Here is a 20238-nt window from a genome sequence, read left to right on the forward strand (position 1 = left end):
TACCCTCTGACCGTCTCCGATCACGCCTCGCGCTTCATCCTTGCCTGCGAGGCCCTGGAAAGCACGAAGGAGGCCGGCGTGATCGAAGCCTTCCACACGCTCTTCCAGGAGCGGGGACTGCCGGAGGCCATACGCAGTGACAATGGCGTGCCCTTTGCCAGCCCCAACGGGCTCTACAACCTCTCCCGTCTCTCGGTCTGGTGGCTGAGGCTGGGCATCGCGATCGAGCGCATCCGGCCAGGACATCCTCAGCAGAACGGCCGCCACGAACGCATGCATCTCACCCTGAAGAATGAAACCACAAAGCCGGCCGCCGCAAATCATCTCCAGCAGCAGGACCGCTTCGATCACTTCATCCAGGAGTTCAACACCGAACGGCCCCATGAAGGGCTCGCCATGGCCTGCCCAGCGAGCGTCTACACCCCGTCACCGCGCCCCTTCAGCGGCCTGCCGGACATCGAGTATCCGTTCCACGATCACGAGGCCATGATCACTGCCTGCGGACGCCTGTGCATGCACCGGAAGAAGATCAACATCTCCTCAGTCCTCGCCGGTCAACGCGTCGGCCTGAAGGAAGTCGATGACGGAATATGGCTCGTCTCGTTCATGCAATATGACCTCGGATATGTTGATCTCGAGGCAAGGACACTACAGACTGTAGACAACCCGTTCGGGGCGAAAGTGTAACCTATCTCTCCGGAACAGTCTGTTACCTATGTGTCCGGGCCGGACAAAAGTGGGGATGGTGGGCCCGGCAGGACTTGAACCTGCGACCAAACCGTTATGAGCGGTCCGCTCTAACCAACTGAGCTACAGGCCCCACCGGGATGTCGTTTAAGGGCCGCGGGCTTGCCACGCAACGGCCTTCTTCGGCAGACAAGACAGACAGACCCAATTCTCGGGCAAATGAGGTCACTCACCATGAAACATGCAACTTTGTCTGCCATCGCGCTGGCTTTCGCCCTCGCGCCTGCTGCCTGTGCGCAGGGCGCCGCCGCCTACACAGCACCTGCCGGGAGCACGCAGATGGGTCACCCCAACTCTATCCAGCCTGAAACCACCCTTCAGATTTCCGCAGAAGCCCGCGTCGACCGGGCGCCGGATATCGCCTTCATCACGGCGGGCGTCACTGAGGAACGCGCGACGGCGAAAGAGGCGATGGCCGCGCAGTCTGCGGCGATGAACGGCGTGTTCGAAGCCCTGCGGGCCGCTGGTATTGCCGACCGCGACATGCAGACGTCCGGTCTCAGCCTGCAGCCGCGTTACGATTATGTCGAAACTGCCGGCCGCGACGGTATGAAACGCGGCGTACAGAAGCTCGCCGGCTATGTGGCGTCGAATCAGGTGACCGTACGCGTGCGGGATCTGGCCCGTCTGGGCGATACGCTCGATGGTCTGGTCTCGGCGGGCGGCAACACGCTTTCGGGCGTCAGCTTCGCGATCGATGACGACAAGGAAGTGCGCAATGAAGCGCGCACCAAGGCAATGAAAGACGCGATTGCCAAGGCAGAGCTTTACGCTTCCGCGGCGGGCCTGCGCGTCGCCCGCATCGTGACGATCAGCGAGGGCTATGAGTACAGCCCGCAGCCGATGCCGCAGATGGCGCGCATGGCGATGGCTGACGGCATGATGGAATCAACCCCGGTTGCCGGCGGTGAAGTTGGCGTCACAGCGAATGTCAGCGTGCTGTTCGAACTGACGAAGTAAAAGCGGATGAGGGCAGGCGTCCTGACGCAGTCAGGCGCCTGCTTCGCCTCAGACATAGCCCTCAGCGAGCAGATCTTTCATGTCGATCAGGCCGAGCGGCTTGCCGGCCTCGTCTACCACGAAGGCGTTCGATATGCGGTTTTCGCTGAAGCTCTTGATCACCGTCATCATCCGCGCGGCGGGATCGATGGTGCGGGGGCGGGGCGTCATCACCTCCAGCGCGCCGGCCTCGGTCCGGCCTGCCAGCATGGCGCGGCGCAGGTCGCCATCGGTGACCATGCCGATCAGCTGGCCATTTCCGTCGACGATGCCGACACAGCCCTTGCGCCCTTCGGACACGGCGATCACCAGCTGCGCAAAGCTCGCATCACTGCCGGTCAGCGGCAGAGGATCCGTCTGGTCGTTTACATAATCACCCGCCGTCTGAAGCGTGCGCCCCAGCTTGCCGCCGGGATGGCGGGAGCCGAAATCTTCCCGCGAGAAGCCGCGCCGCGCCATCAGCACAATGGTCAGCGCGTCGCCCAGCGCCAGGGCCATCGTGGTTGAAGACGTCGGGGCGAGGCCATTCGGGCAGGCTTCGGGAACGGTGGGCATTTCCAGCAGCACGTCGGCATAGCGGCCAAGCGTCGATTCGCGCGCGCGGGTCATGCCGATGAGGGGGATGGCGTTGCCCTTGCAGTAGCGCAGCAGATCGATCAGCTCACGGCTTTCCCCGGAATAGGAAATGGCGATCACGACCGAGCCCGGCACAATCATGCCGAGATCGCCATGGCTGGCTTCGGTCGGATGCAGGAAGAAAGAGGGCGTGCCGGTGGAGGCGAGGCTGGCGGCGATCTTCTGGCCGATATGGCCGGACTTGCCGACGCCCGCGACGATCACATGCCGGTCGGTGGCGAGGATGGTGTTGACCGCCTGCTCCATCGACGGGCCGATGGCCTGTTCCAGCTTTTCGAGCGCCTCCCGCTCTGTGCGGATGACATTCCGGGCGAGATCGAGATCGGATTGTGTGGTCAAGGCAGGGCAACTCCGCACACCAAGCTGGTCAGCGGCCTTGTCCTAGAAATAGACCCTGGCTTCAAGCCCCGCAGGCCAGCGCCCCGGAGGGCGCGGCCATGATCAGCGGCGCAGCTGGCGGCGGGTATAGTCCGACACCGACTTGCCGGCAGCGGCCTTGGCGGCCTGGCGGGCTTCATATTCAGACACCGAAATACCATCGAAGGTCAGAGCCGGCAGGATCTGCGGGGCGCTGGCAGGCGCGCTCACAGAGGCCTGCGTCGGGGCATAGCTTGTGACCGACAGCGTGTTGGGCACGTCATAGTCCGGCGTATCGGTGATCTGCGCGGTCACTTCGGCGGCGGCAGAAGCCTGCTCGCTGGCATCGCCTTCGCCCACTTCCACTTCGACTTCGCGCAGCATGGAGACAGGCTGCTTGCCGTTGTTCTCGGCGAGGATGGCGCTGAGCGGGCGGCCGTTCAGCATCGGCTCGGCGGCGGCGTTGGGGTTCAGCGGCGTGGAGAGCGACGCGAAGGAGACGAGCCGCGCGTTCGGGTCGATCACTTCCGGTGTCTGGCCGATCGAGACGAAGGCCGATTCGACAAGCTCGGTGACATGGGCATCGCGCGACTTTGCCGAAGCGCCGCCCAGCATTATGGCGATGATGCGGCGCCCGTCCCGTTCGGCCGAGGTCATCAGGTTGAACCCCGAAGCGCGGGTATAGCCGGTCTTGATCCCGTCCACCCCATCGACAGGGCCGATCAGATTGTTGTGGCTCTTGTAGGTCATCCCGCCCCAGCTGAAGCGCTGGGTCTGGAAGTAATGGTAATAGTCGCCGTGATTATCCAGCAGGGCATCTGCCAGGATCGCCAGATCCCGCGCGGTGGTCAGCTGCGCCGTGTTGGGCAGGCCGGACGCATTGCGGAAGGTGGTGTTGGCAAGGCCAAGCTCGCTGGCTTTGTCCGTCATCTGATTGGCGAACTTGCGCTCGGACCCGCCGAGATGTTCGGCAACGACAACGGCCACATCATTGGCGGATTTGGTGACGAGGGCGAAGATCGCATCCTCGACGGAAATGGTGTCGCCGGCTTTCAGGCGCAGGTTCGAAGGCGGCTGCGCAGCGGCGTTGCGCGAGACCTTCATCTTGTCCTTGAGGCTGACTTCGCCGGCATCGATGGCGTCAAACAGCAGATAGAGGGTCATCACCTTGGTGAGCGATGCTGGGTAGCGCGGATCGTCCTGGTTACGTGCGTGAAGCACTTCCCCGGTATCTGCATCAACGACGATCGCGGCATATTTCTCAGCATGCGCAGCCGGCGCCATGACGGCGGCGGTAATGGTTACTGAGGCGGCGATGGCGGACCCGCGGAACGCACGGGACCAGACTTCTGCTGCCATAGGCGGCACCCTCCAGAACTAAACACGCCCCCCGGACCATCCAGGACCACCCTAGATTCAGCCAATTCTATTGACCACTGCTTAACGCAGGATGAGCAGCTCAATGTTTTGTAATTTCCAGCTGCGATGCAAATCCCATGCAAAATGATTAATGTTGCGGCGCACAAAATTTATTGCGGTCGCGAAGGGGGTGTGCTATATAAAGCACAGTCCACGCCCCCCGTATAAAAAGGATGTCCCCATGGCTAAGACGACCACATCTGCCTCCCGCGCAAAGGCTGAAGCCCGTCCGACCGAGGCTGCCACCAAGAAAATCGAAGCCGGCATGGACACGCTCGCAGGCTTCGCTTCCAAGTTTTCCGAATACACCGAAGACGGCGTCAAAGCGCTGAAAGACAGCGCCGCTGTTTCGAGCGAGACGATGCGCGAAATCGGCAGCCGCAACATGAACTTCATGACCCAGGCGATGGAGCAAGGTGTCGAGCTGACCCAGGCGCTGGCCTCGGCCCGCGACCCGCGCGAACTCTTCGAAATCCAGTCTGGCTATGCCAAGTCGATGTTCTCCGCCTACACCGCAGAAGTCACCGCTCAGGCTGAACTCTGCATGGGCGCCTGGCGCGAAGCCGCCAAGCCGTTCATGGGCCGTCTGGCGAAGTAACATCCCGATCCGTTTTCCGGCTCCGGCGTTTCCTCCCAACGCCCGGCAGTAGAGTGGAAGCGTAGATTAGAAAGGCCGGGCCGGTTGGTCCGGCCTTTGGTCTTTTCGGGCCATGGTTTGCCCCCGGCCAGAACCGATCTATGGTCGGCGGGAATCTGCGTCTGGGGGAAGCCGCGATGATACAGGACCGTCAGGGAAACAGTCTGCCGGGCGCAAGCCCGAAGGCAGCCGAACTGTTTGATCTTTCCTGCCGCCGCTTTGCGCGGTTCCGGGGTGATCCGGTGGCGCCGCTGGATGATGCGATTGCCGATTCGCCCGAGTTCGGCATGGCGAAGATCGCCAAGGCCTGGATCTATGTGATGTCGACCGAGCCGGGCGCGACCGCCGGCGCGCGGCGCATCCTGCGGGACATCGAGAAGGAGCACCCCGCCCCCAGCGAGCGCGAGGTGGCCCATATCGAGGCGCTGCAGGCAGCCACTGTCGGCAACTGGACTGTGGCGGGGCGCGTGCTGGACATGTGGTCGGCCTTCCATCCGCGCGATTACCTTGCCCTGCTGGCGGGACACCAAATCGACTTCCTCACGGCGAACGCCCGCAATCTGCGCGACCGGATCGCTCGCGCGCTGCCCGCCTGGGATAAGGTGCCTGAGCGGTCATTCCTGCTGGGCATGCTGGCCTTCGGCCTTGAGGAGGCGGGCGATTATCCCCGCGCCGAAGCGGCCGGGCGCGAAGCGCTGGAGAAGGAGGCCGACGACGCCTGGGCCCATCATGCCGTCGCGCATGTGATGGAAATGCAGGGCCGGGCCGAGGAGGGGCGCGATTTCATCCGCCGGCGAAGGGCGCACTGGGCCCAGCCGGACAGTTTCCTGAAAATCCACAATTGGTGGCATCTGGCGCTCTGCCATCTGGAACTGGGCGAGTTCGAAAGTGCGCTGCAGCTTTATGATGACGAGATCCGCGCCGGGGAAAGCACCATCGCGATGAACCTGGCGGACGCCGCCGCCCTGCTCTGGCGGCTGCAGGTGATCGGCGTGGATGTGGGCGAACGCTGGGACGAGCTGGCCGAGGCCTGGACCCAGCATGCCGATGGCCGCTGCTATCCCTTCAACGACATGCACGCCGCCATGGCCTTCATCGGGGCGGGCCGCCGCAATGACGCGCTCGACCTGCTGGTCGCCGCCGAGGGCGCAGAACCTGGGGAAATGCGCGACTGGATGGCACAAACCGGCCGGCCTGTGATCGAGGGACTCGTCGCCTTCGACCGGGGACACTATATGGAGGCCGCCGAGCTGCTTTTCCCGGCGCGCCAGATCTACGGCACCTTCGGTGGCAGCCATGCCCAGCGCGATGTCATCGACTGGACGCTTACGGAAGCTGCCATCCGTGGCAAAATCCATGGGCTAGCCGACTCACTGATTGCCGAGCGCCTGTCTCTCAGGCCCGGCAGCCGCATCAACAGGGCCTTCCAGGCCCGCTCGAAAAAGGAACATTGAAGACGCCCGCCCGTCATCCATTCCTGCCGCCACCTGACGCCGGGGCCCCAATGGAGCGCTGCCACGAAAGCGTGCAGAGCTGGATTTAGACGGTAAATGCATCTTCAATCTCTCACAGGAACGTATATCTTGATCAGCATGAGCAGCGATTTCGACCCGGTCCGGATGAATGGATCATCGAACTCCGGCAGCCCAGGGGGCAGCCAGCCGGGGGACGGGGATGGCACAGGCTTTGACCTGGCCACTGAAACGCGGATCAAGACCAAGAAGCCGTCGCTCTACCGGGTACTCCTGCTGAATGATGATTACACGCCGATGGAATTCGTCGTGTTCATCCTCGAGCGGTTCTTCAACCGCTCCCGCGAACAGGCGACCCGGATCATGCTTCACGTCCATCAGAAGGGTGTGGGGCTGTGCGGGGTCTATACATATGAGGTTGCCGAGACGAAGGTAGCCCAGGTGCTCGATCTTGCACGCCGACATGAACATCCTCTCCAGTGCGTCATGGAGAAAGAAGACTAAGCCACTATATACAAACAACAGGCCACGTTCACACATACCCCCGGAAGGCTTCATCCCTTGCCACGTCTCTCCCCCTCTCTCGAAACGGCCCTCGAAAAGGCCCTCACGCTCGCGTCTGAACGCGATCATGAGTATGCCACGCTCGAGCATCTCCTTCTGGCGCTCACAGATGATGAGCACGCCCGCGAAGTCATGGGGGCCTGCAAGGTAGATATAGAGGCCCTGCGCGGAGACCTGACCCGCTATATCGACGAGGAGCTGTCGAGCCTCATCGTGGATGACAGCGAGGGCCGGGTGCAGCCGACCGCCGCGTTCCAGCGCGTCGTACAGCGCGCCATCCTGCATGTCGAAAGTTCCGGCCGGGAAGAAGTGACGGGCGCCAACGTCCTCGTCTCGATCTTCTCCGAGCGCGAAAGCCATGCCGCCTACTTCCTGCAGGAGCAGGACATGACGCGGTATGATGCGGTCAATTTCATCTCCCACGGCGTCGCCAAGCAGCCGGGCATGTCGCGCCCGTCTACCCCGCGCGGCGCAGAAGCCTCAGAGGAAGAACCGGTGAAGCAGGGCCACGAGGCACTCGACACCTATTGCGTGAACCTCAACGCCAAGGCGCGGGCCGGCAAGATCGACCCGCTGATCGGCCGCGATATGGAGGTCAACCGCTGCATTGAGGTGCTCTGCCGCCGCAACAAGAACAACCCGATCCTCGTCGGCGACCCTGGCGTGGGCAAGACAGCGATTGCCGAAGGCCTGGCCAAGCGCATCGTCGATGGCGAAGCACCCGAAATCCTGGACGACGCCATCATCTGGTCGCTCGACATGGGCGCCCTGCTGGCCGGCACGCGCTATCGCGGTGATTTCGAGGAACGCCTGAAATCGGTGATGAAGGAACTCGAGCAGCAGGAGAAAGCCATCCTGTTCATCGACGAGATCCACACAATCATCGGCGCGGGCGCCACCTCGGGCGGCGCAATGGATGCGTCCAACCTCCTGAAGCCTGCGCTTCAGTCCGGCGGCCTGCGCTGCATGGGCTCGACCACCTTCAAGGAATACAAGCAGCACTTCGAGAAGGACCGCGCGCTGTCCCGCCGCTTCCGCAAGATCGATGTGGTGGAGCCGACCGTTCCGGACACGATCAAGATTCTCACGGGTCTGAAGTCGAAGTTCGAGGATTTCCACGGCCTGAAATACACCAACGACGCCATCAAATCGGCGGTCGAGCTGTCGGACCGGTACATCACCGACCGCAAGCTGCCCGACAAGGCGATCGATGTGATCGACGAGGCAGGGGCCGCGCAATGGCTGCTGCCAGCATCTAAGCGCAAGAAAACCGTGGGCGCGCGGGATATCGAGGCGGTCGTCGCCAAGATCGCGCGCATTCCCCCCAAGCAGGTCACGTCCGACGACGCGGCCGCGCTCAAATCGCTGGAAAGCGATCTCAAGCGGGTTGTGTTCGGCCAGGACGAAGCCATCGAAGCGCTGTCGGCCTCGATCAAGCTTGCCCGCGCGGGCCTGCGCGAGCCCAACAAGCCGATCGGTTCCTACCTGTTCACCGGCCCCACGGGCGTCGGCAAAACAGAAGTTGCCAAGCAGCTTGCGTCCATCATGGGCGTGGAAATGCTCCGCTTCGACATGTCGGAATATATGGAGCGTCATACCGTCAGCCGTCTGATCGGCGCGCCTCCGGGCTATGTCGGCTATGATGAAGGCGGCCTGCTCACCGATGGCGTGGATCAGCATCCGCATTGCGTGCTGCTGCTCGACGAGATCGAGAAGGCCCACCCGGATCTCTTCAACATCCTGCTGCAGGTGATGGATAACGGCGCGCTGACCGATGCCAATGGCCGCAAGGTCGACTTCCGCAATGTCATCGTCATCATGACGACCAATGCGGGCGCTTCGGACGCTGCGAAAAACTCCATCGGCTTTGGCCGCGGCAAGAAAGAAGAGGAACAGGAAGAAGCGCTCAAGCGCATGTTCACGCCGGAATTCCGCAACCGCCTCGACGCGATCGTCACCTTCGGCGGCCTGACGCCGGAAATCATCGACCGCGTGGTGGAGAAGTTCATCCTGCAGCTGGAAGTTCAGCTGGAAGATCGCAACGTTTCCATCGAGGTGTCCAAACCGGCGCGCGAATGGCTGGCCAAGCGCGGCTTCGATGCCGAGATGGGCGCGCGGCCCCTGGCCCGCACGATCCAGGAATTCGTCAAGAAGCCGATGGCGGAGGAACTCCTCTTCGGCAAGCTCCAGAAGGGCGGCGTGGTCCAGATCGATCTCGACAAGAAGGCCGAGGAACTCACCTTCAAATATATTGCCGAGCCGCCGAAGAAGAAAAAGCCGACCAAGGACGAAACCGAGGAACCGGCAGCCTGATTTCTTCGGCGCGTCCAGATGCAAAAAAAGGGCCGTCCCATCGGGGCGGCCCTTTTCGTTTGGGGCTGGGGTCAGCCTCAGAGGCTGGCGAGCAGGCCCGCCCAGTCTGCCGCGCTAAGGGCGGAGGCGACCAGCGCGATCAGCGCCGCGAAAGAGACCGTCCAGACAAGGCCGCGCAGGTAAGGCACGCCCATCGCATAGAGCGGCAGATAGACAACCCGGGCCCCGGCAAAGATGAGGGCAGAGATGCGCGTGGCCGCTGTGGAATGATCCATCAGCGCCAGAATGATCACGACGCCCAGGAAGAAGGGCAGCGTTTCATGCAGGTTGCGCAGTGCCCGCGTCAGCCGGCCCAGCAGCAGGGAATCCGGCTCGGCCGGCGGCGCGTCCTGCGCGGTGTTGGCATAGGGCACGCCGTGGACGCGCCGGAATTCGATTGCCTGCAGGATCACCTGCACCAACCCCAGCGCAATCACGATCAGCGCCGCCAATAGTTCAACAGTCATGGAACCTCCCCCGTCTGACATTGTTGTGGGTTGAACCTGCGCCCACCCGCGCCGCCTGTCAAAGCGCGCCTTTGGAGGCTGACGCATGGTCAGCCCTCGCAAACGGGCCCAAACCGGCTAACGTTCCGGGCAAAAGAACCTCGGGAGGAATGAATATGGCCGCCAGCGTGCAGGGAAAATGCGATCCGAAATTCGCGAAGGTGCGTGAGGAATTTGAGCGCAATTTTGCCGCGCGCGGCGAGGTGGGCGCCTCGGTCTGCCTGTCGGTGGACGGGCAGACGGTGGTGGACCTCTGGGGCGGCATGGCCAATCCCGAAACCAGCGATCCCTGGCAGGAAGACACCGTCTCCATTGTCTTCTCCTGCACCAAGGCGGCGGTGGCCACCTGCGCCCATATCCTGATCGACCGGGGGCAGCTCAATCCCAATGCGCTGGTGAAGGACTACTGGCCGGAATTTGCGAAGAACGGGAAGGAAAAGACCACCATTCAGATGATGCTGAACCATGAGAGCGCGCTGCCCACGCTGCGCGATCCGGTAAAGCCCGGCGGCTTTGCCGATTGGGACTATATGGCCGGCCGCATGGCGGATGAGGAAGCCTTCTGGGAAGTGGGCACGCGCAACGGCTATCACATGATCAATTTCGGCTGGACGGTGGGTGAGCTTGTCCGCCGCGTTTCCGGCAAATCGCTCGGCACGTTTTTCCGGGAGGAAGTGGCGGAGAAGACCGGCGCGAAATTCTGGATCGGCCTGCCGGAAAGCGAGCAGGTACACATCGCCCCCATCCGCATGTATCAGCCCCAGCCGACCGATCAGCCTACGGAATTTACCATCGCGCTGATGACGGACCCGGCTTCCATCCAGCACAAATCCTTCCTCAACACCGGCGGCTGGGATTTCAATGACCGCAAGGGGCAGGCGGCCGAGATTGGCGGGGGCGGCGGCCTCTCCAATGCGCGCGGGCAGGTGGCGTGGTATACGGAGCTTGCCACCAATTCCGGAAAGCTTGTCTCGGCAGACCGTCTCGCCGCCATGGGCCGCGTCACCACCGCCACCCAGCGCGACGCCACGCTGCTGATCCCCACCCGCTTTGCGTCGGGCTATATGAAATCGATGGACAATCGTGGCCTCAATCTCGGCCCCGGCACCAGCGCGATCATGGGCGAGGCCGCTTTCGGCCATGTCGGCGCGGGCGGCTCAATTGGTTTCGCTGATCCCGAAGCGCGCATGGCGTTCAGCTACACCATGAACCAGATGGGCGGCGGCCTGCTGCTGAACGAGCGCGGCCAGAGCCTGATCGACGCGGCCTATCAGGCGCTCGGCTATCGCACGAACACGCCCGGCGCCTGGGTGCGCTGAAGCGGCTTGATTGGCATTTTTCCGGAGACTAACCTTCCCGCATTGATTGCGGGAGACGCGGGTGATTTTCAGGGCTTTGATGACGGGGCTGCTGATAGCGGCGCTGAGCGCGCCGCCGGTATTGGCGCAGGGGAGTCTGCCGGACGTGGAGCCTCGTCCTGTCCGGCCGCCCATGCCCTCTTACCCCGTGGGCGCTGCCCGCGTGATGCTGCAGGGGTATTGCGAGGTTGAGTTTTCCGTGGATACGCGCGGGCGCACCAGCAACATTCATCCGCGCTGTTCGCATCCGGAGTTCTGCGCCAGCGCGACAGCGGCGATGGAAGAAGTGCGGTTCATGCCGGGCCGGCGTGATGGCCGGATCGTTCAGCGAAACAATATCGTCTATCCGCTTGAATACCAGATTGAGGGTATGCCGGACTCAATCCCAGACCGGACAGAGCTCAAAGGATGTGTGGACCCGCTCATTTCCTGACGGCCTCAGAGCGGCGGCGGTTCCCGGTCCGTCGGTATGAGGATCATCACGACCGTTGCGGCGACCGCCGCCAGCGCCACGACCAGCACGAGGGGTTTGGTGAGCGACTGGGTGAAACCCGCGGTCACCACCGCTGAGCCCCAGGCAAAGCCGACCGCCACGCGCTTCACTTCCGGGCGCACGGCGCGGCGTTCCTCGAAGCGGCGGGCTTCCTGAAGCGCGGTCTTGAGAATCGGGATGCGTTCCAGCCAGCGTGTCATCCGCTCGGACGAGCGCGCAAACGCCCACAGCGCCACGATCAGGAATACGGTCGTCGGCATACCCGGCAGGATGGCGCCGATAATGGCAAGGCCGGTGAAGATCAGGCCGACCAGAATGAGCAGCGGCCGGGTCATGAAGGGGCACGCCCGCAGCAATGGCGGGGCCTGGAGGACATCAGGAAAACGAGACCGGCAGGCGCTCAGACAGCCAGCCCCCGGGGCCTTCCATGCCGCCCACCACATTGTAAACCTGCGTGAAGCCCACCGCGCGCGCCTGCGCGGCGGCTTGGCCGGAGCGCTGGCCCGAGCGGCAGATAAACGCTACCGGCGCGTCAAAGCCGCCGGCGGCGTGCATTACCTGTTTCAGAAAGTCCTTGCCCTGAAGGGTGATGCGCTGCGCCCCCGGCGCGGTGCCGGTCTGGCGCCATTCCTGCGGCGTGCGCACATCAATCAGCGTGATCTCGCCTGCGGCCAGCTTGTCATGCGCCTCGCGCGCCGAAAGGCGCTGCACGGGCGGCGTGTTCCGGTCGCTTCCCTTCAGGGAAAACATCGAAGCAAGGATCGACTGGATATTCATCGCTGCGTCAGCCAGCTCCCCCAACCGTCAGGGAACCGACTTTCAGCGTCGGCTGGCCCACGCCCACAGGCACCGATTGCCCGGCCTTGCCGCACACGCCAACGCCATCATCCATGGCAAAGTCGTTGCCGATCATCGTCACATCGCGCAGCACGGTCGGCCCATGGCCGATCAGCGTGGCATTCTTCACCGGGGCCACCACCTTGCCATTCTCGACAAGGTAAGCTTCCGTGCACTGAAAGACGAAGTTGCCCGATGTGATGTCCACCTGTCCGCCGCCGAAATCCACCGCCCAGAGGCCGCGCTTGATAGAGGCGACGATTTCCTTGGGATCCTTGTCTCCGCCCAGCATCACGGTGTTGGTCATGCGCGGCATGGTGGAAGCTTCATAGCTTTCGCGGCGGCCATTGCCGGTGGGTGCCATACCCATCAGGCGGGCATTCATCCGGTCCTGCATATAGCCTTTGAGGATGCCGTCCTCGATCAGCACGGTGCGCTGGGTCGGCGTGCCTTCGTCATCGAAGGAGAGCGAGCCGCGGCGCGCATCAATGGAGCCGTCATCAATCACGGTGACGCCTTTGGCGGCCACCTGCTGGCCGATCTGGCCGGAATAGACGCTGGTGCCTTTGCGGTTGAAGTCGCCCTCCAGGCCATGGCCGACCGCTTCGTGCAGCAGCACGGCGGGCCAGCCTGGGCCGAGTACCACTTCCATCTCCCCTGCCGGGGCGGGAATGGATTTGAGGTTCACCGAAGCTTTCTGGATGGCGCGGGCCACCATGGCTTTCCAGCGCTCGGGCGCGATCCACTCGTCATAGGCCGCGCGCCCGCCCGCGCCGGCGCCGGCCGATTCGCGCCGGCCGTTTTCTTCCAGCGTCACCGACACGTTGAGGCGCACCAGCGGGCGGATGTCGTGGAAATGGGCCCCATCCGGGCGCAGGATGTCGATCTCGCTATGGCTGCCCGATAGCGAGCAGGAGACCTGCACCACGCGCGGGTCGGCCGCGCGGGCAAAGGCGTCGATCTCGGCCAGCAGGTTTGTCTTGTCGGTAAAGGCGGGCGCCAGCGTCGGGTCGATGGGGGCATAGAGGCGCCGGTTGGTCGGCTGAGGGCCGGTGGCGAGCTTCCCCGAATGGCCGCGCTTGGCCTGGGCGGCGGTGTCCGCGGCGCGGCGGATGGCATCCAGTGTCAGCTGCGAGGCATAGCCCTGGCCCTGCGCTTCGCCTGCCACCACGCGCAGGCCAAAGCCCTGATCGGTGTCATAGGCGGCCGATTTCAGCCGGCCATCGTCGAACACGAAGCTCTCCGAGCGCGAGCGCTCCACATAAAGATCGCCATCATCGGCGCCGCGGGTGGCCTCCGCCAGAATGTCGGCAGCGGCTTTCAGGTCAAAAGGCAGGGGGGATTGGGTCATGTTCCCAAGATGCGGGCTTCCGCGTCTGCGTACAAGTCTCAGCCTGCGGGTGGGGCAGGCGGAAAGACGGCCAGGGCCTGCTCGGCCACCGCCAGCAGCGTTTCCCGGCTGAACCCGGCCTTCGCCTGCATGGCCATGCCATGCAGGACGGCCATCACGAATGTGGCGAGGGCCTCTGGGTTCGAAGTTTCGGGCAGATCCCCGTCTTTTCTGGCCTGTACGAACCGCTCCCGCAGCATCGCCTCGCCTTCGGCCCGCGCATCGATCAACGCCTGCCTCACCGGCTCAGCTTCATCAGAACCCGCTTGCGCGCCGTTGATCATCAGGCATCCGGTGTTCTCCGGAAATGCGGTATTCAGCTGGATTGCAGCGCAGAATATCTTTGTGGCCACTTCCCGCGCGGTCGGCAGGTTCATCGCCTCAGGAAAATAATCGAGATACCGCTCCTGATAGCGATCCAGGGCCTTCCGGAAGAGGGCTTCCTTGTTGCCGAAGGCCGCGTAGAGGGCAGGCCGCTCCACGCCGGTGGCTTCGGTCAGGTCGGTATAGGAGGCGCCTTCATAGCCTTTGCGCCAGAAGACGCAGAGCGCCGCATCGAGCGCTTTCTCCACATCGAATTGCCGGTGGCGTCCCATTAGCTCAGCTCAACTCTGTTATCATAACGATCATTACAAAATAGATTGACCGCGTCCCATCTCATATCATACCAGACGGTATCGTAACAATCGTTACGAAATAATCATCGGGGCTGCAACTGCGGCCCCGAACACGAGAAGGATATCTCATGTCGACGAAACTGAAGGGCAAGGTTGCCCTGGTCACGGGCGGCTCGCGCGGGCTTGGCGCGGCCATTGCCGAGGCGCTGGCCGATCAGGGCGCAGATGTCGCGATCAGCTACACCGCCTCGGCGGCGAAGGCTGAGGCCGTGGTCGAGAAACTAAAGGCAAAGGGCGTGCGGGCGCTGGCCATCCAGGCTGATCAGGGGGATCTGGCCACGGCCGGGCCGCTGGTCGATCAGGTTGCGGCGCACTTCGGCAAGCTGGACATTCTGGTCAACAACGCCGCCGTCGCCGTTCAGGGGCGCACGGTGGACGATCCGGCGCTCGAGACGGCCGAGTATGACCGCCAGTGGCAGGTCAATGTCCTGGGCGTGGTGGCCCTAACGCGGGCAGCGTCCCGCAAGCTCTCCGATGGCGGACGCATCATCTTCATCGGCTCGGGTCTTGGCAGCAAGGTGCCGTTCCCCGGCGTGGCCGACTATTCGGGCACCAAGGCGGCGATTGCCGGCTATGCCAAGGGCGTCCAGCGGGATCTGGGGCCCCGCAACATCACGGTGAACGTGGTGCAGCCGGGCATCATGCTGACCGATATGGGGACCGCCGCCGCCGGCAAGCTGCCGGACTCCGTGATGGATGCCCACCCCATCCGCCGCGTTGCCACCGTTGAGGAAGTGGCCGCCGCCACCGTGTTCCTTGCCGGGCCGGACGCAGGCTACATCGCCGGCAGCATTGTGGATGTGTCGGGCGGTTTCCTCGCCTGAGGCGGGGCCGGGTTCAGGGCGGATAGTCAACATCCGCCCTGAGCGTTTCAGTTCGTCACCACCGTGAACCGGGCGAGCTGGTCATCTGTCGGCGTGTAGTCCGGCTTGAGTTCCTTCGATTTGACGAAGTCGTAATAAGCCCCTTCCACATCGCCGGTACGCTCGCGGGCCAGGCCGCGATTGTAATAGGCGGCGTAGAGGTCGGACGAATCGAGTTCGATGGCCTTGTCCAGCGACACCAGGGCAGAGTTGTAATCCTGCTTGAGGATGTAGGCGGCGCCTTCGTTCAGCCAGGTGGGGCCGGAGTTTGGCGAGATGCGCTTTGAGGCGGCATAATCGCTCAGCGCCGCATCCAGCTTGCCCTGCCGCATCCGCAGAACACCCCGATTCGTGAAGGTGGCGGCGCGATTGGTCAGATTGAGGGCCTCATGCTCCAGGGCCCGCGTGCAGAGTTCTTCCGCAGCCACCTGGCTGAGCAATCCGTATTTCGCCGCTTCGTAACAATCCGTAGCCAGCCCGCCACCGATGACGGTTACCTGCGCGGTGGCCGCAGGGGCCAAAACGGCCAGAAGGGCCGTAAATACAACTGTACGGACCATGTTTTCCTCCCGTATTTCGTTGTAAGAAGAGTATAGCACTCTGCCCCCGGCCGGGCGATGCGCTGCGACAATTTTGAGCGAGGAAAACGCTGGGGTTCCCAGCGCGGCTGGTATAGTTAGAGGCCAAATTGAGACGAATTGGGGTTGAATCCGTGCGACACATCCTTGCCGCCCTCTCCGCTGCCATGCTGGCCGCACCGGCCTTTGCGGCCGAGCCTGTAGACGGCGCGATCAACATGCAGCCCGCGGCGACGCGAATCGCTGAGCGCGTTCATGAGTTCCACAACGTGCTGCTCGTGATCATCACGGCCATCACGCTGCTGGTGCTGGCGCTGCTCATCTGGATCGTGGTCCGCTATAACCAGAAGGCGAACAAGGTTTCCCGCAAGTTCAGCCACAACACCACCATCGAGATCGTTTGGACGGTTGTGCCGGCGCTGATCCTGGTTGGCATTGCGGGCCTCTCCTTCCCGAACCTGTTCTATCAGAACGTCACGCCGAACCTTGGCCAGATCGTTGCCACCTCCAAGCAGCTGCTGGCGGAGGGCAAGTCGGCCGAGCATCAGGCCTTCACCAAGAACTACTTCCCCGATGCGGCGGAAGAGGGCTTCGTGAACGTCAAGATCCAGGGCAACCAGTGGAACTGGACCTACACCTATCCCGATATCGTCGATGAGACGGGCGAACCTGTGGAATTCGTTTCCAACGGCATCCACAAGGGCCGCGCCTCCGATCCCACCGATGGCCTGCGCCTGCTGTCGACCGACTATCCGATGGTCGTTCCGGCAAACCGCTATGTCCGTTTCTACACCGCGGCCGCTGACGTGATCCACTCCTGGGCCGTGCCGGCATTCGCCATCAAGGTGGATGCCATCCCCGGCCGCCTGAACGAAGGCTGGTTCCTCGTGCGGGAGCCGGGCGTCTATTACGGCCAGTGTTCGGAACTCTGCGGCGTTGACCATGCCTACATGCCGATCGAGGTCCGCGTGGTTCCGCAGGCACAATTCGATGCCTGGGCTGAGCTGATGAAGGCTGGAGATTTTGACGGCGCCGCCGCTTCGGTGAGCCAGATCGCTTCGGCTGAAACCGAAACCAAATTCGCTTCTAACTAAGTTCCGAGAGAAAGAGCCTTTCCCATGCCTATGGACGAAGTCGCCCTCGATCACGGCCACGACAGCCACGATCACAAACCCGGCTTTTTTGCGCGCTGGTTCTTCTCTACGAACCACAAGGACATCGGTACGCTGTACCTCATCTTCTCGCTGATCGCGGGTATCGTCGGCTATTCGCTGTCGGGCCTGATCCGCTGGGAGCTTGCTGAGCCCGGCATCGGCCCGATGCTGTGGATCCAGACCACCTTCTTCGGCCTGGAAGGCGACGCTGCCGTTGCCGCGGCCAAGCATTTCTACAACGTCGTGATCACCTATCACGGCCTCGTCATGATCTTCTTCATGGTGATGCCCGCGCTGATCGGTGGCTTCGGCAACTGGTTCGTGCCGCTGATGATCGGCGCGCCGGACATGGCCTTCCCGCGGATGAACAACATCTCGTTCTGGCTGACGGCGGCTGCCTTCGTGCTGGCCATCCTGTCGATGGTGGTTCCGGGCGGTTCTGCCGGTAACGGCTTCGGCGGCGGCTGGACCCTGTATCCGCCGCTCTCCGGCTCGACCGGCCACCCCGGCCCGTCGATGGACCTCTTGATCCTGTCGCTGCACACCGCCGGTATCGCCTCGATCCTCGGCGCCATCAACTTCATCGTCACCATTCTGAACATGCGCGCACCGGGCATGACGCTGCACAAGATGCCGCTGTTCGCCTGGGGTATGCTGATCACCGCCGTCCTGCTGCTTCTGGCTCTGCCGGTGCTCGCTGGCGCGCTGACCATGCTGCTGACCGACCGTAACTTCGGCTCACAATTCTTCGTGCCTGCTGGCGGCGGCGACCCGGTGATGTTCCAGCACCTGTTCTGGTTCTTCGGCCACCCCGAAGTGTACATCATGATCCTGCCGGCCTTCGGCATCGTCAGCCACATCGTGTCGACCTTCTCGAAAAAGCCGATCTTCGGCTATCTCGGCATGGCCTATGCCATGGTGTCCATCGGCGTGATCGGCTTCGTCGTGTGGGCCCACCACATGTACACGGTCGGCATGAACGTGGACCTGAAGGCCTACTTCGTGGCCGCCACCATGGTCATCGCGGTGCCCACCGGCATCAAGATCTTCTCGTGGATCGCTACCATGTGGGGCGGCTCCATCGAGTTCAAACTCCCGATGCTCTGGGCCATCGGCTTCATCTTCCTGTTCACCGTGGGCGGTGTGACGGGCGTGGTGCTGGCCAATGCCGGTGTCGACCATACGCTGCACGACACCTACTATGTGGTGGCCCACTTCCACTACGTGCTGTCGCTCGGCGCCGTGTTCGGTCTCTTCGCCGGCTGGTACTACTGGTTCGAGAAGATGTTCGGCATCAAGTACAACAGCTTCCTCGGCGGCCTGCACTTCTGGCTGATGTTCATCGGTTCGAACGTCCTGTTCTTCCCGCAGCACTTCCTGGGTCTGCAGGGGATGCCGCGCCGCTACATCGACTATGCAGATGGCTTTGCCACCTGGCACCACTGGTCGTCGATCGGCTACGCCATCACCCTCGTTGCCACGCTGATCTTCTTCTTCTCGCTGGCTGTTGCCTTCATCCAGCGCCGCAAGGCCACCGTGGATGAGCATGGCCATGGCAACCCGTGGGGCGAAGGCGCAACGACGCTGGAATGGACCCTGCCGTCCCCGCCGCCGTTCCACCAGTATAACGAACTGCCGGTGGTCACGAACAAGGGCGGCCACTAAGCGCCCGGCCTGACAAAGGCTTGAAATCAGACGGCCCTTCGCATGAGAGTGCGGAGGGCCGTTTTGCTTTGAGAAGGCTGATGCTTCAGAACCGTTTCGTCCCGCTCGGATTTCTCTTGGCCAGCCTGTTTGCGCTTAGCGGAGGCATCTCGGTTCTTGCAGCGGTCGCGATTGCGCATGCATTGAACAGCCGAATGCCCGATCATGGGCTCTACGATTCGTACTACTTTGTGCATGACTGGGGCTTCACATTCTACGTTTTCGGTGGGTTCTTGGTATTTGCACTGTTTTACTGGTTGGTGCCCCGTGTAACCGGAATTCGGTTTCGTAAAGTTCTTGCTTATTTGCATTGGGGTACGGCTACGATGGCAGCTTTACTTGCCCTCTGGTCGTCACTCTCGGTTGCGTTCCGGGACCCTCCGAAGCGATTTATCGACTATGAGTCGAGCTTCGAGCAGCTATCAATGATCGCCATGCTCGCTGAATATGTCGCGCTGCTTTCCCTCGTCATCTTTGCCATATGCATCGCAGACGCCGTTTTTGAGCGCATCCGCCGAGGCAAACCGCTATAAGCCCGCCTATGACTGACACGCACACGACATCCAGCAAACGCCCCGCCACGGCTGCTGACTATGTGAACCTGATGAAGCCCCGCATCATGATGCTGGTGGTGTTCACAGCGGTCGCAGGTCTGGCCGCTGCCAGCGGCATGACGGGCGTCACCATGCACCCGGCCATGGCGGCAATTGCCGTGCTGGCCGTCGCGCTCGGCTCGGGCGCAGCAGGCGCCATCAACATGTGGTATGACGCGGACATTGACGCCGTGATGAGCCGCACGTCCACGCGGCCGATCCCGTCCGGCGCCGTGCCGAAGGAAGAGGCCCTTGCCATGGGCCTCATCATGTCAGGCGTGTCGGTGATGCTGATGTGGCTGGCGTCCAACTGGCTCGCCGCCGGGCTGCTGGCTTTCTCGATCTTCTATTACGGCGTCATCTACACGATGTGGCTGAAGCGGGCGACGCCGCAGAATATCGTCATCGGCGGCGGCGCAGGGGCCTTCCCCCCGGTCATTGGCTGGGCGGCGGTCACCGGCAACACGCCGCTGGACGCCTGGATCCTCTTCGCCATCATCTTCTTCTGGACCCCGCCGCATTTCTGGGCGCTGTCGCTGCTGGCGCACAAGGAATACGCCAAGGTCTCGGTGCCGATGCTGCCCGTCACGCATGGGGCAAAGGCCACGCGCCTGCAGATCCTGATCTACACGCTGGTGCTGATTCCCGTCTCGCTCAGCCCGCTGGCGACCGGTCTTGGCGGCTGGATCTACGCGGTTACCGCCGGCGTGGGCGGCCTGGTCTTCCTCGTCTGCGCGCTGGCCATCCTGCGCTCGAAGGCGGGGGATGACGGCGCCCCGGGGGCGGACATGAAACTCGCCCGCAACACATTCCTCTTCTCGATTCTCTACCTCTTCGCCCTGTTTGGCGCGGTGCTGGTGGAGCATGCCGCCGGGCTGCATTTCCCGGTCATCGGAGGCTGA

At 62.9% G+C, this 20238-nt stretch carries 21 protein-coding genes and 1 tRNA gene; 13 read left to right on the forward strand and 9 right to left on the reverse strand.

Annotated elements, in window-relative coordinates:
• Positions 1–687 (forward strand): integrase core domain-containing protein (locus BBF93_RS03975; RefSeq protein WP_162786395.1); only part of this gene is annotated, 687 nt, incomplete at its 5' end.
• Between the two features lie 56 nt (positions 688–743).
• Here BBF93_RS03975 and BBF93_RS03980 read toward each other — a convergent pair.
• Positions 744–820, reverse strand: a tRNA-Ile gene (locus tag BBF93_RS03980).
• Positions 821–921: 101 nt separating this feature from the next.
• Here BBF93_RS03980 and BBF93_RS03985 point away from each other — a divergent pair.
• Positions 922–1707: an SIMPL domain-containing protein gene (locus tag BBF93_RS03985; RefSeq protein WP_051612556.1), complete on the forward strand. Its 786-nt coding sequence runs from the start codon at positions 922–924 to the stop codon at positions 1705–1707.
• 48 nt (positions 1708–1755) lie between these two features.
• On the opposite strand, the gene BBF93_RS03990 is transcribed toward BBF93_RS03985, so the two are convergent.
• A complete protein-coding gene (locus BBF93_RS03990) occupies positions 1756–2721 on the reverse strand; it encodes an SIS domain-containing protein (RefSeq protein WP_233349265.1) in 966 nt (321 codons plus the stop codon).
• A 102-nt stretch (positions 2722–2823) separates the two neighbouring features.
• Entirely contained in the window at positions 2824–4098 is a 1275-nt protein-coding gene (locus BBF93_RS03995; protein ID WP_114105040.1) for a D-alanyl-D-alanine carboxypeptidase family protein, read from the reverse strand.
• 241 nt (positions 4099–4339) lie between these two features.
• On the opposite strand from BBF93_RS03995, the gene BBF93_RS04000 reads away from it, so the two are divergent.
• The 4 genes from BBF93_RS04000 to clpA all read left to right on the forward strand — a co-directional run bounded on the left by BBF93_RS04000 (position 4340) and on the right by clpA (position 9144).
• Positions 4340–4756: a phasin gene (locus BBF93_RS04000; RefSeq protein WP_162786396.1), complete on the forward strand. Its 417-nt coding sequence runs from the start codon at positions 4340–4342 to the stop codon at positions 4754–4756.
• 176 nt (positions 4757–4932) lie between these two features.
• On the forward strand, positions 4933–6249 hold the full coding sequence (locus BBF93_RS04005) for a tetratricopeptide repeat protein (protein WP_114106991.1): 1317 nt from the start codon (positions 4933–4935) through the stop codon (positions 6247–6249).
• A gap of 165 nt (positions 6250–6414) precedes the next feature.
• Positions 6415–6771 (forward strand): ATP-dependent Clp protease adapter ClpS, encoded by a 357-nt coding sequence (gene clpS / locus BBF93_RS04010; protein ID WP_035598890.1) that lies wholly within the window; start codon positions 6415–6417, stop codon positions 6769–6771.
• A gap of 57 nt (positions 6772–6828) precedes the next feature.
• Entirely contained in the window at positions 6829–9144 is a 2316-nt protein-coding gene (clpA, locus tag BBF93_RS04015) for an ATP-dependent Clp protease ATP-binding subunit ClpA (protein WP_035598814.1), read from the forward strand.
• Between the two features lie 77 nt (positions 9145–9221).
• On the opposite strand, the gene BBF93_RS04020 is transcribed toward clpA, so the two are convergent.
• Positions 9222–9650 carry an MAPEG family protein gene (locus BBF93_RS04020; RefSeq protein WP_035598812.1) on the reverse strand — a complete coding sequence of 143 codons (429 nt, stop codon included), beginning with the start codon at positions 9648–9650 and terminating at the stop codon, positions 9222–9224.
• A 155-nt stretch (positions 9651–9805) separates the two neighbouring features.
• Between BBF93_RS04020 and BBF93_RS04025 the strand changes: the two genes are divergently transcribed.
• Together BBF93_RS04025 and BBF93_RS04030 are read left to right on the forward strand one after the other, a co-directional pair.
• Positions 9806–11008 carry a serine hydrolase domain-containing protein gene (locus BBF93_RS04025; protein ID WP_114106993.1) on the forward strand — a complete coding sequence of 401 codons (1203 nt, stop codon included), beginning with the start codon at positions 9806–9808 and terminating at the stop codon, positions 11006–11008.
• Positions 11009–11069: 61 nt separating this feature from the next.
• On the forward strand, positions 11070–11480 hold the full coding sequence (locus tag BBF93_RS04030) for an energy transducer TonB (protein WP_162786397.1): 411 nt from the start codon (positions 11070–11072) through the stop codon (positions 11478–11480).
• Positions 11481–11485: 5 nt separating this feature from the next.
• Here the strand turns inward: BBF93_RS04030 and BBF93_RS04035 are convergent, their stop codons facing one another.
• The 4 genes from BBF93_RS04035 to BBF93_RS04050 are packed head-to-tail and all read right to left on the reverse strand — an operon-like array spanning position 11486 to position 14363.
• On the reverse strand, positions 11486–11875 hold the full coding sequence (locus BBF93_RS04035) for a YbaN family protein (RefSeq protein ID WP_035598808.1): 390 nt from the start codon (positions 11873–11875) through the stop codon (positions 11486–11488).
• Positions 11876–11915: 40 nt separating this feature from the next.
• Complete coding sequence (locus BBF93_RS04040) at positions 11916–12317, reverse strand: rhodanese-like domain-containing protein (protein ID WP_162786398.1); 402 nt, start codon at positions 12315–12317, stop codon at positions 11916–11918.
• Positions 12318–12324: 7 nt separating this feature from the next.
• On the reverse strand, positions 12325–13728 hold the full coding sequence (gene tldD / locus BBF93_RS04045) for a metalloprotease TldD (protein ID WP_114105044.1): 1404 nt from the start codon (positions 13726–13728) through the stop codon (positions 12325–12327).
• 38 nt (positions 13729–13766) lie between these two features.
• A complete protein-coding gene (locus BBF93_RS04050; RefSeq protein ID WP_114105045.1) occupies positions 13767–14363 on the reverse strand; it encodes a TetR/AcrR family transcriptional regulator in 597 nt (198 codons plus the stop codon).
• A 149-nt stretch (positions 14364–14512) separates the two neighbouring features.
• Between BBF93_RS04050 and BBF93_RS04055 the strand changes: the two genes are divergently transcribed.
• The gene (locus tag BBF93_RS04055; protein WP_035598799.1) at positions 14513–15268 is read left to right on the forward strand and encodes an SDR family NAD(P)-dependent oxidoreductase; all 756 of its coding nucleotides are present in this window, start codon (positions 14513–14515) and stop codon (positions 15266–15268) included.
• A 47-nt stretch (positions 15269–15315) separates the two neighbouring features.
• On the opposite strand, the gene BBF93_RS04060 is transcribed toward BBF93_RS04055, so the two are convergent.
• Positions 15316–15867, reverse strand: coding sequence for a tetratricopeptide repeat protein (locus tag BBF93_RS04060; protein ID WP_114105046.1), 552 nt, complete (start codon positions 15865–15867; stop codon positions 15316–15318).
• A gap of 152 nt (positions 15868–16019) precedes the next feature.
• On the opposite strand from BBF93_RS04060, the gene coxB reads away from it, so the two are divergent.
• The 4 genes from coxB to cyoE all read left to right on the forward strand — a co-directional run bounded on the left by coxB (position 16020) and on the right by cyoE (position 20238).
• Positions 16020–16979 carry a cytochrome c oxidase subunit II gene (coxB, locus tag BBF93_RS04065; RefSeq protein WP_114105047.1) on the forward strand — a complete coding sequence of 320 codons (960 nt, stop codon included), beginning with the start codon at positions 16020–16022 and terminating at the stop codon, positions 16977–16979.
• A 24-nt stretch (positions 16980–17003) separates the two neighbouring features.
• Positions 17004–18704 carry a cytochrome c oxidase subunit I gene (gene ctaD / locus BBF93_RS04070; RefSeq protein WP_114105048.1) on the forward strand — a complete coding sequence of 567 codons (1701 nt, stop codon included), beginning with the start codon at positions 17004–17006 and terminating at the stop codon, positions 18702–18704.
• A gap of 80 nt (positions 18705–18784) precedes the next feature.
• Positions 18785–19276: a hypothetical protein gene (locus BBF93_RS04075; RefSeq protein WP_035598789.1), complete on the forward strand. Its 492-nt coding sequence runs from the start codon at positions 18785–18787 to the stop codon at positions 19274–19276.
• 8 nt (positions 19277–19284) lie between these two features.
• Positions 19285–20238, forward strand: a complete 954-nt coding sequence (cyoE, locus tag BBF93_RS04080; protein ID WP_114105049.1) for a heme o synthase — start codon at positions 19285–19287, stop codon at positions 20236–20238.

It is taken from the genome of Hyphomonas sp. CACIAM 19H1, from assembly GCF_003325995.1.
In the GTDB taxonomy this organism is placed as follows: domain Bacteria; phylum Pseudomonadota; class Alphaproteobacteria; order Caulobacterales; family Hyphomonadaceae; genus Hyphomonas; species Hyphomonas polymorpha.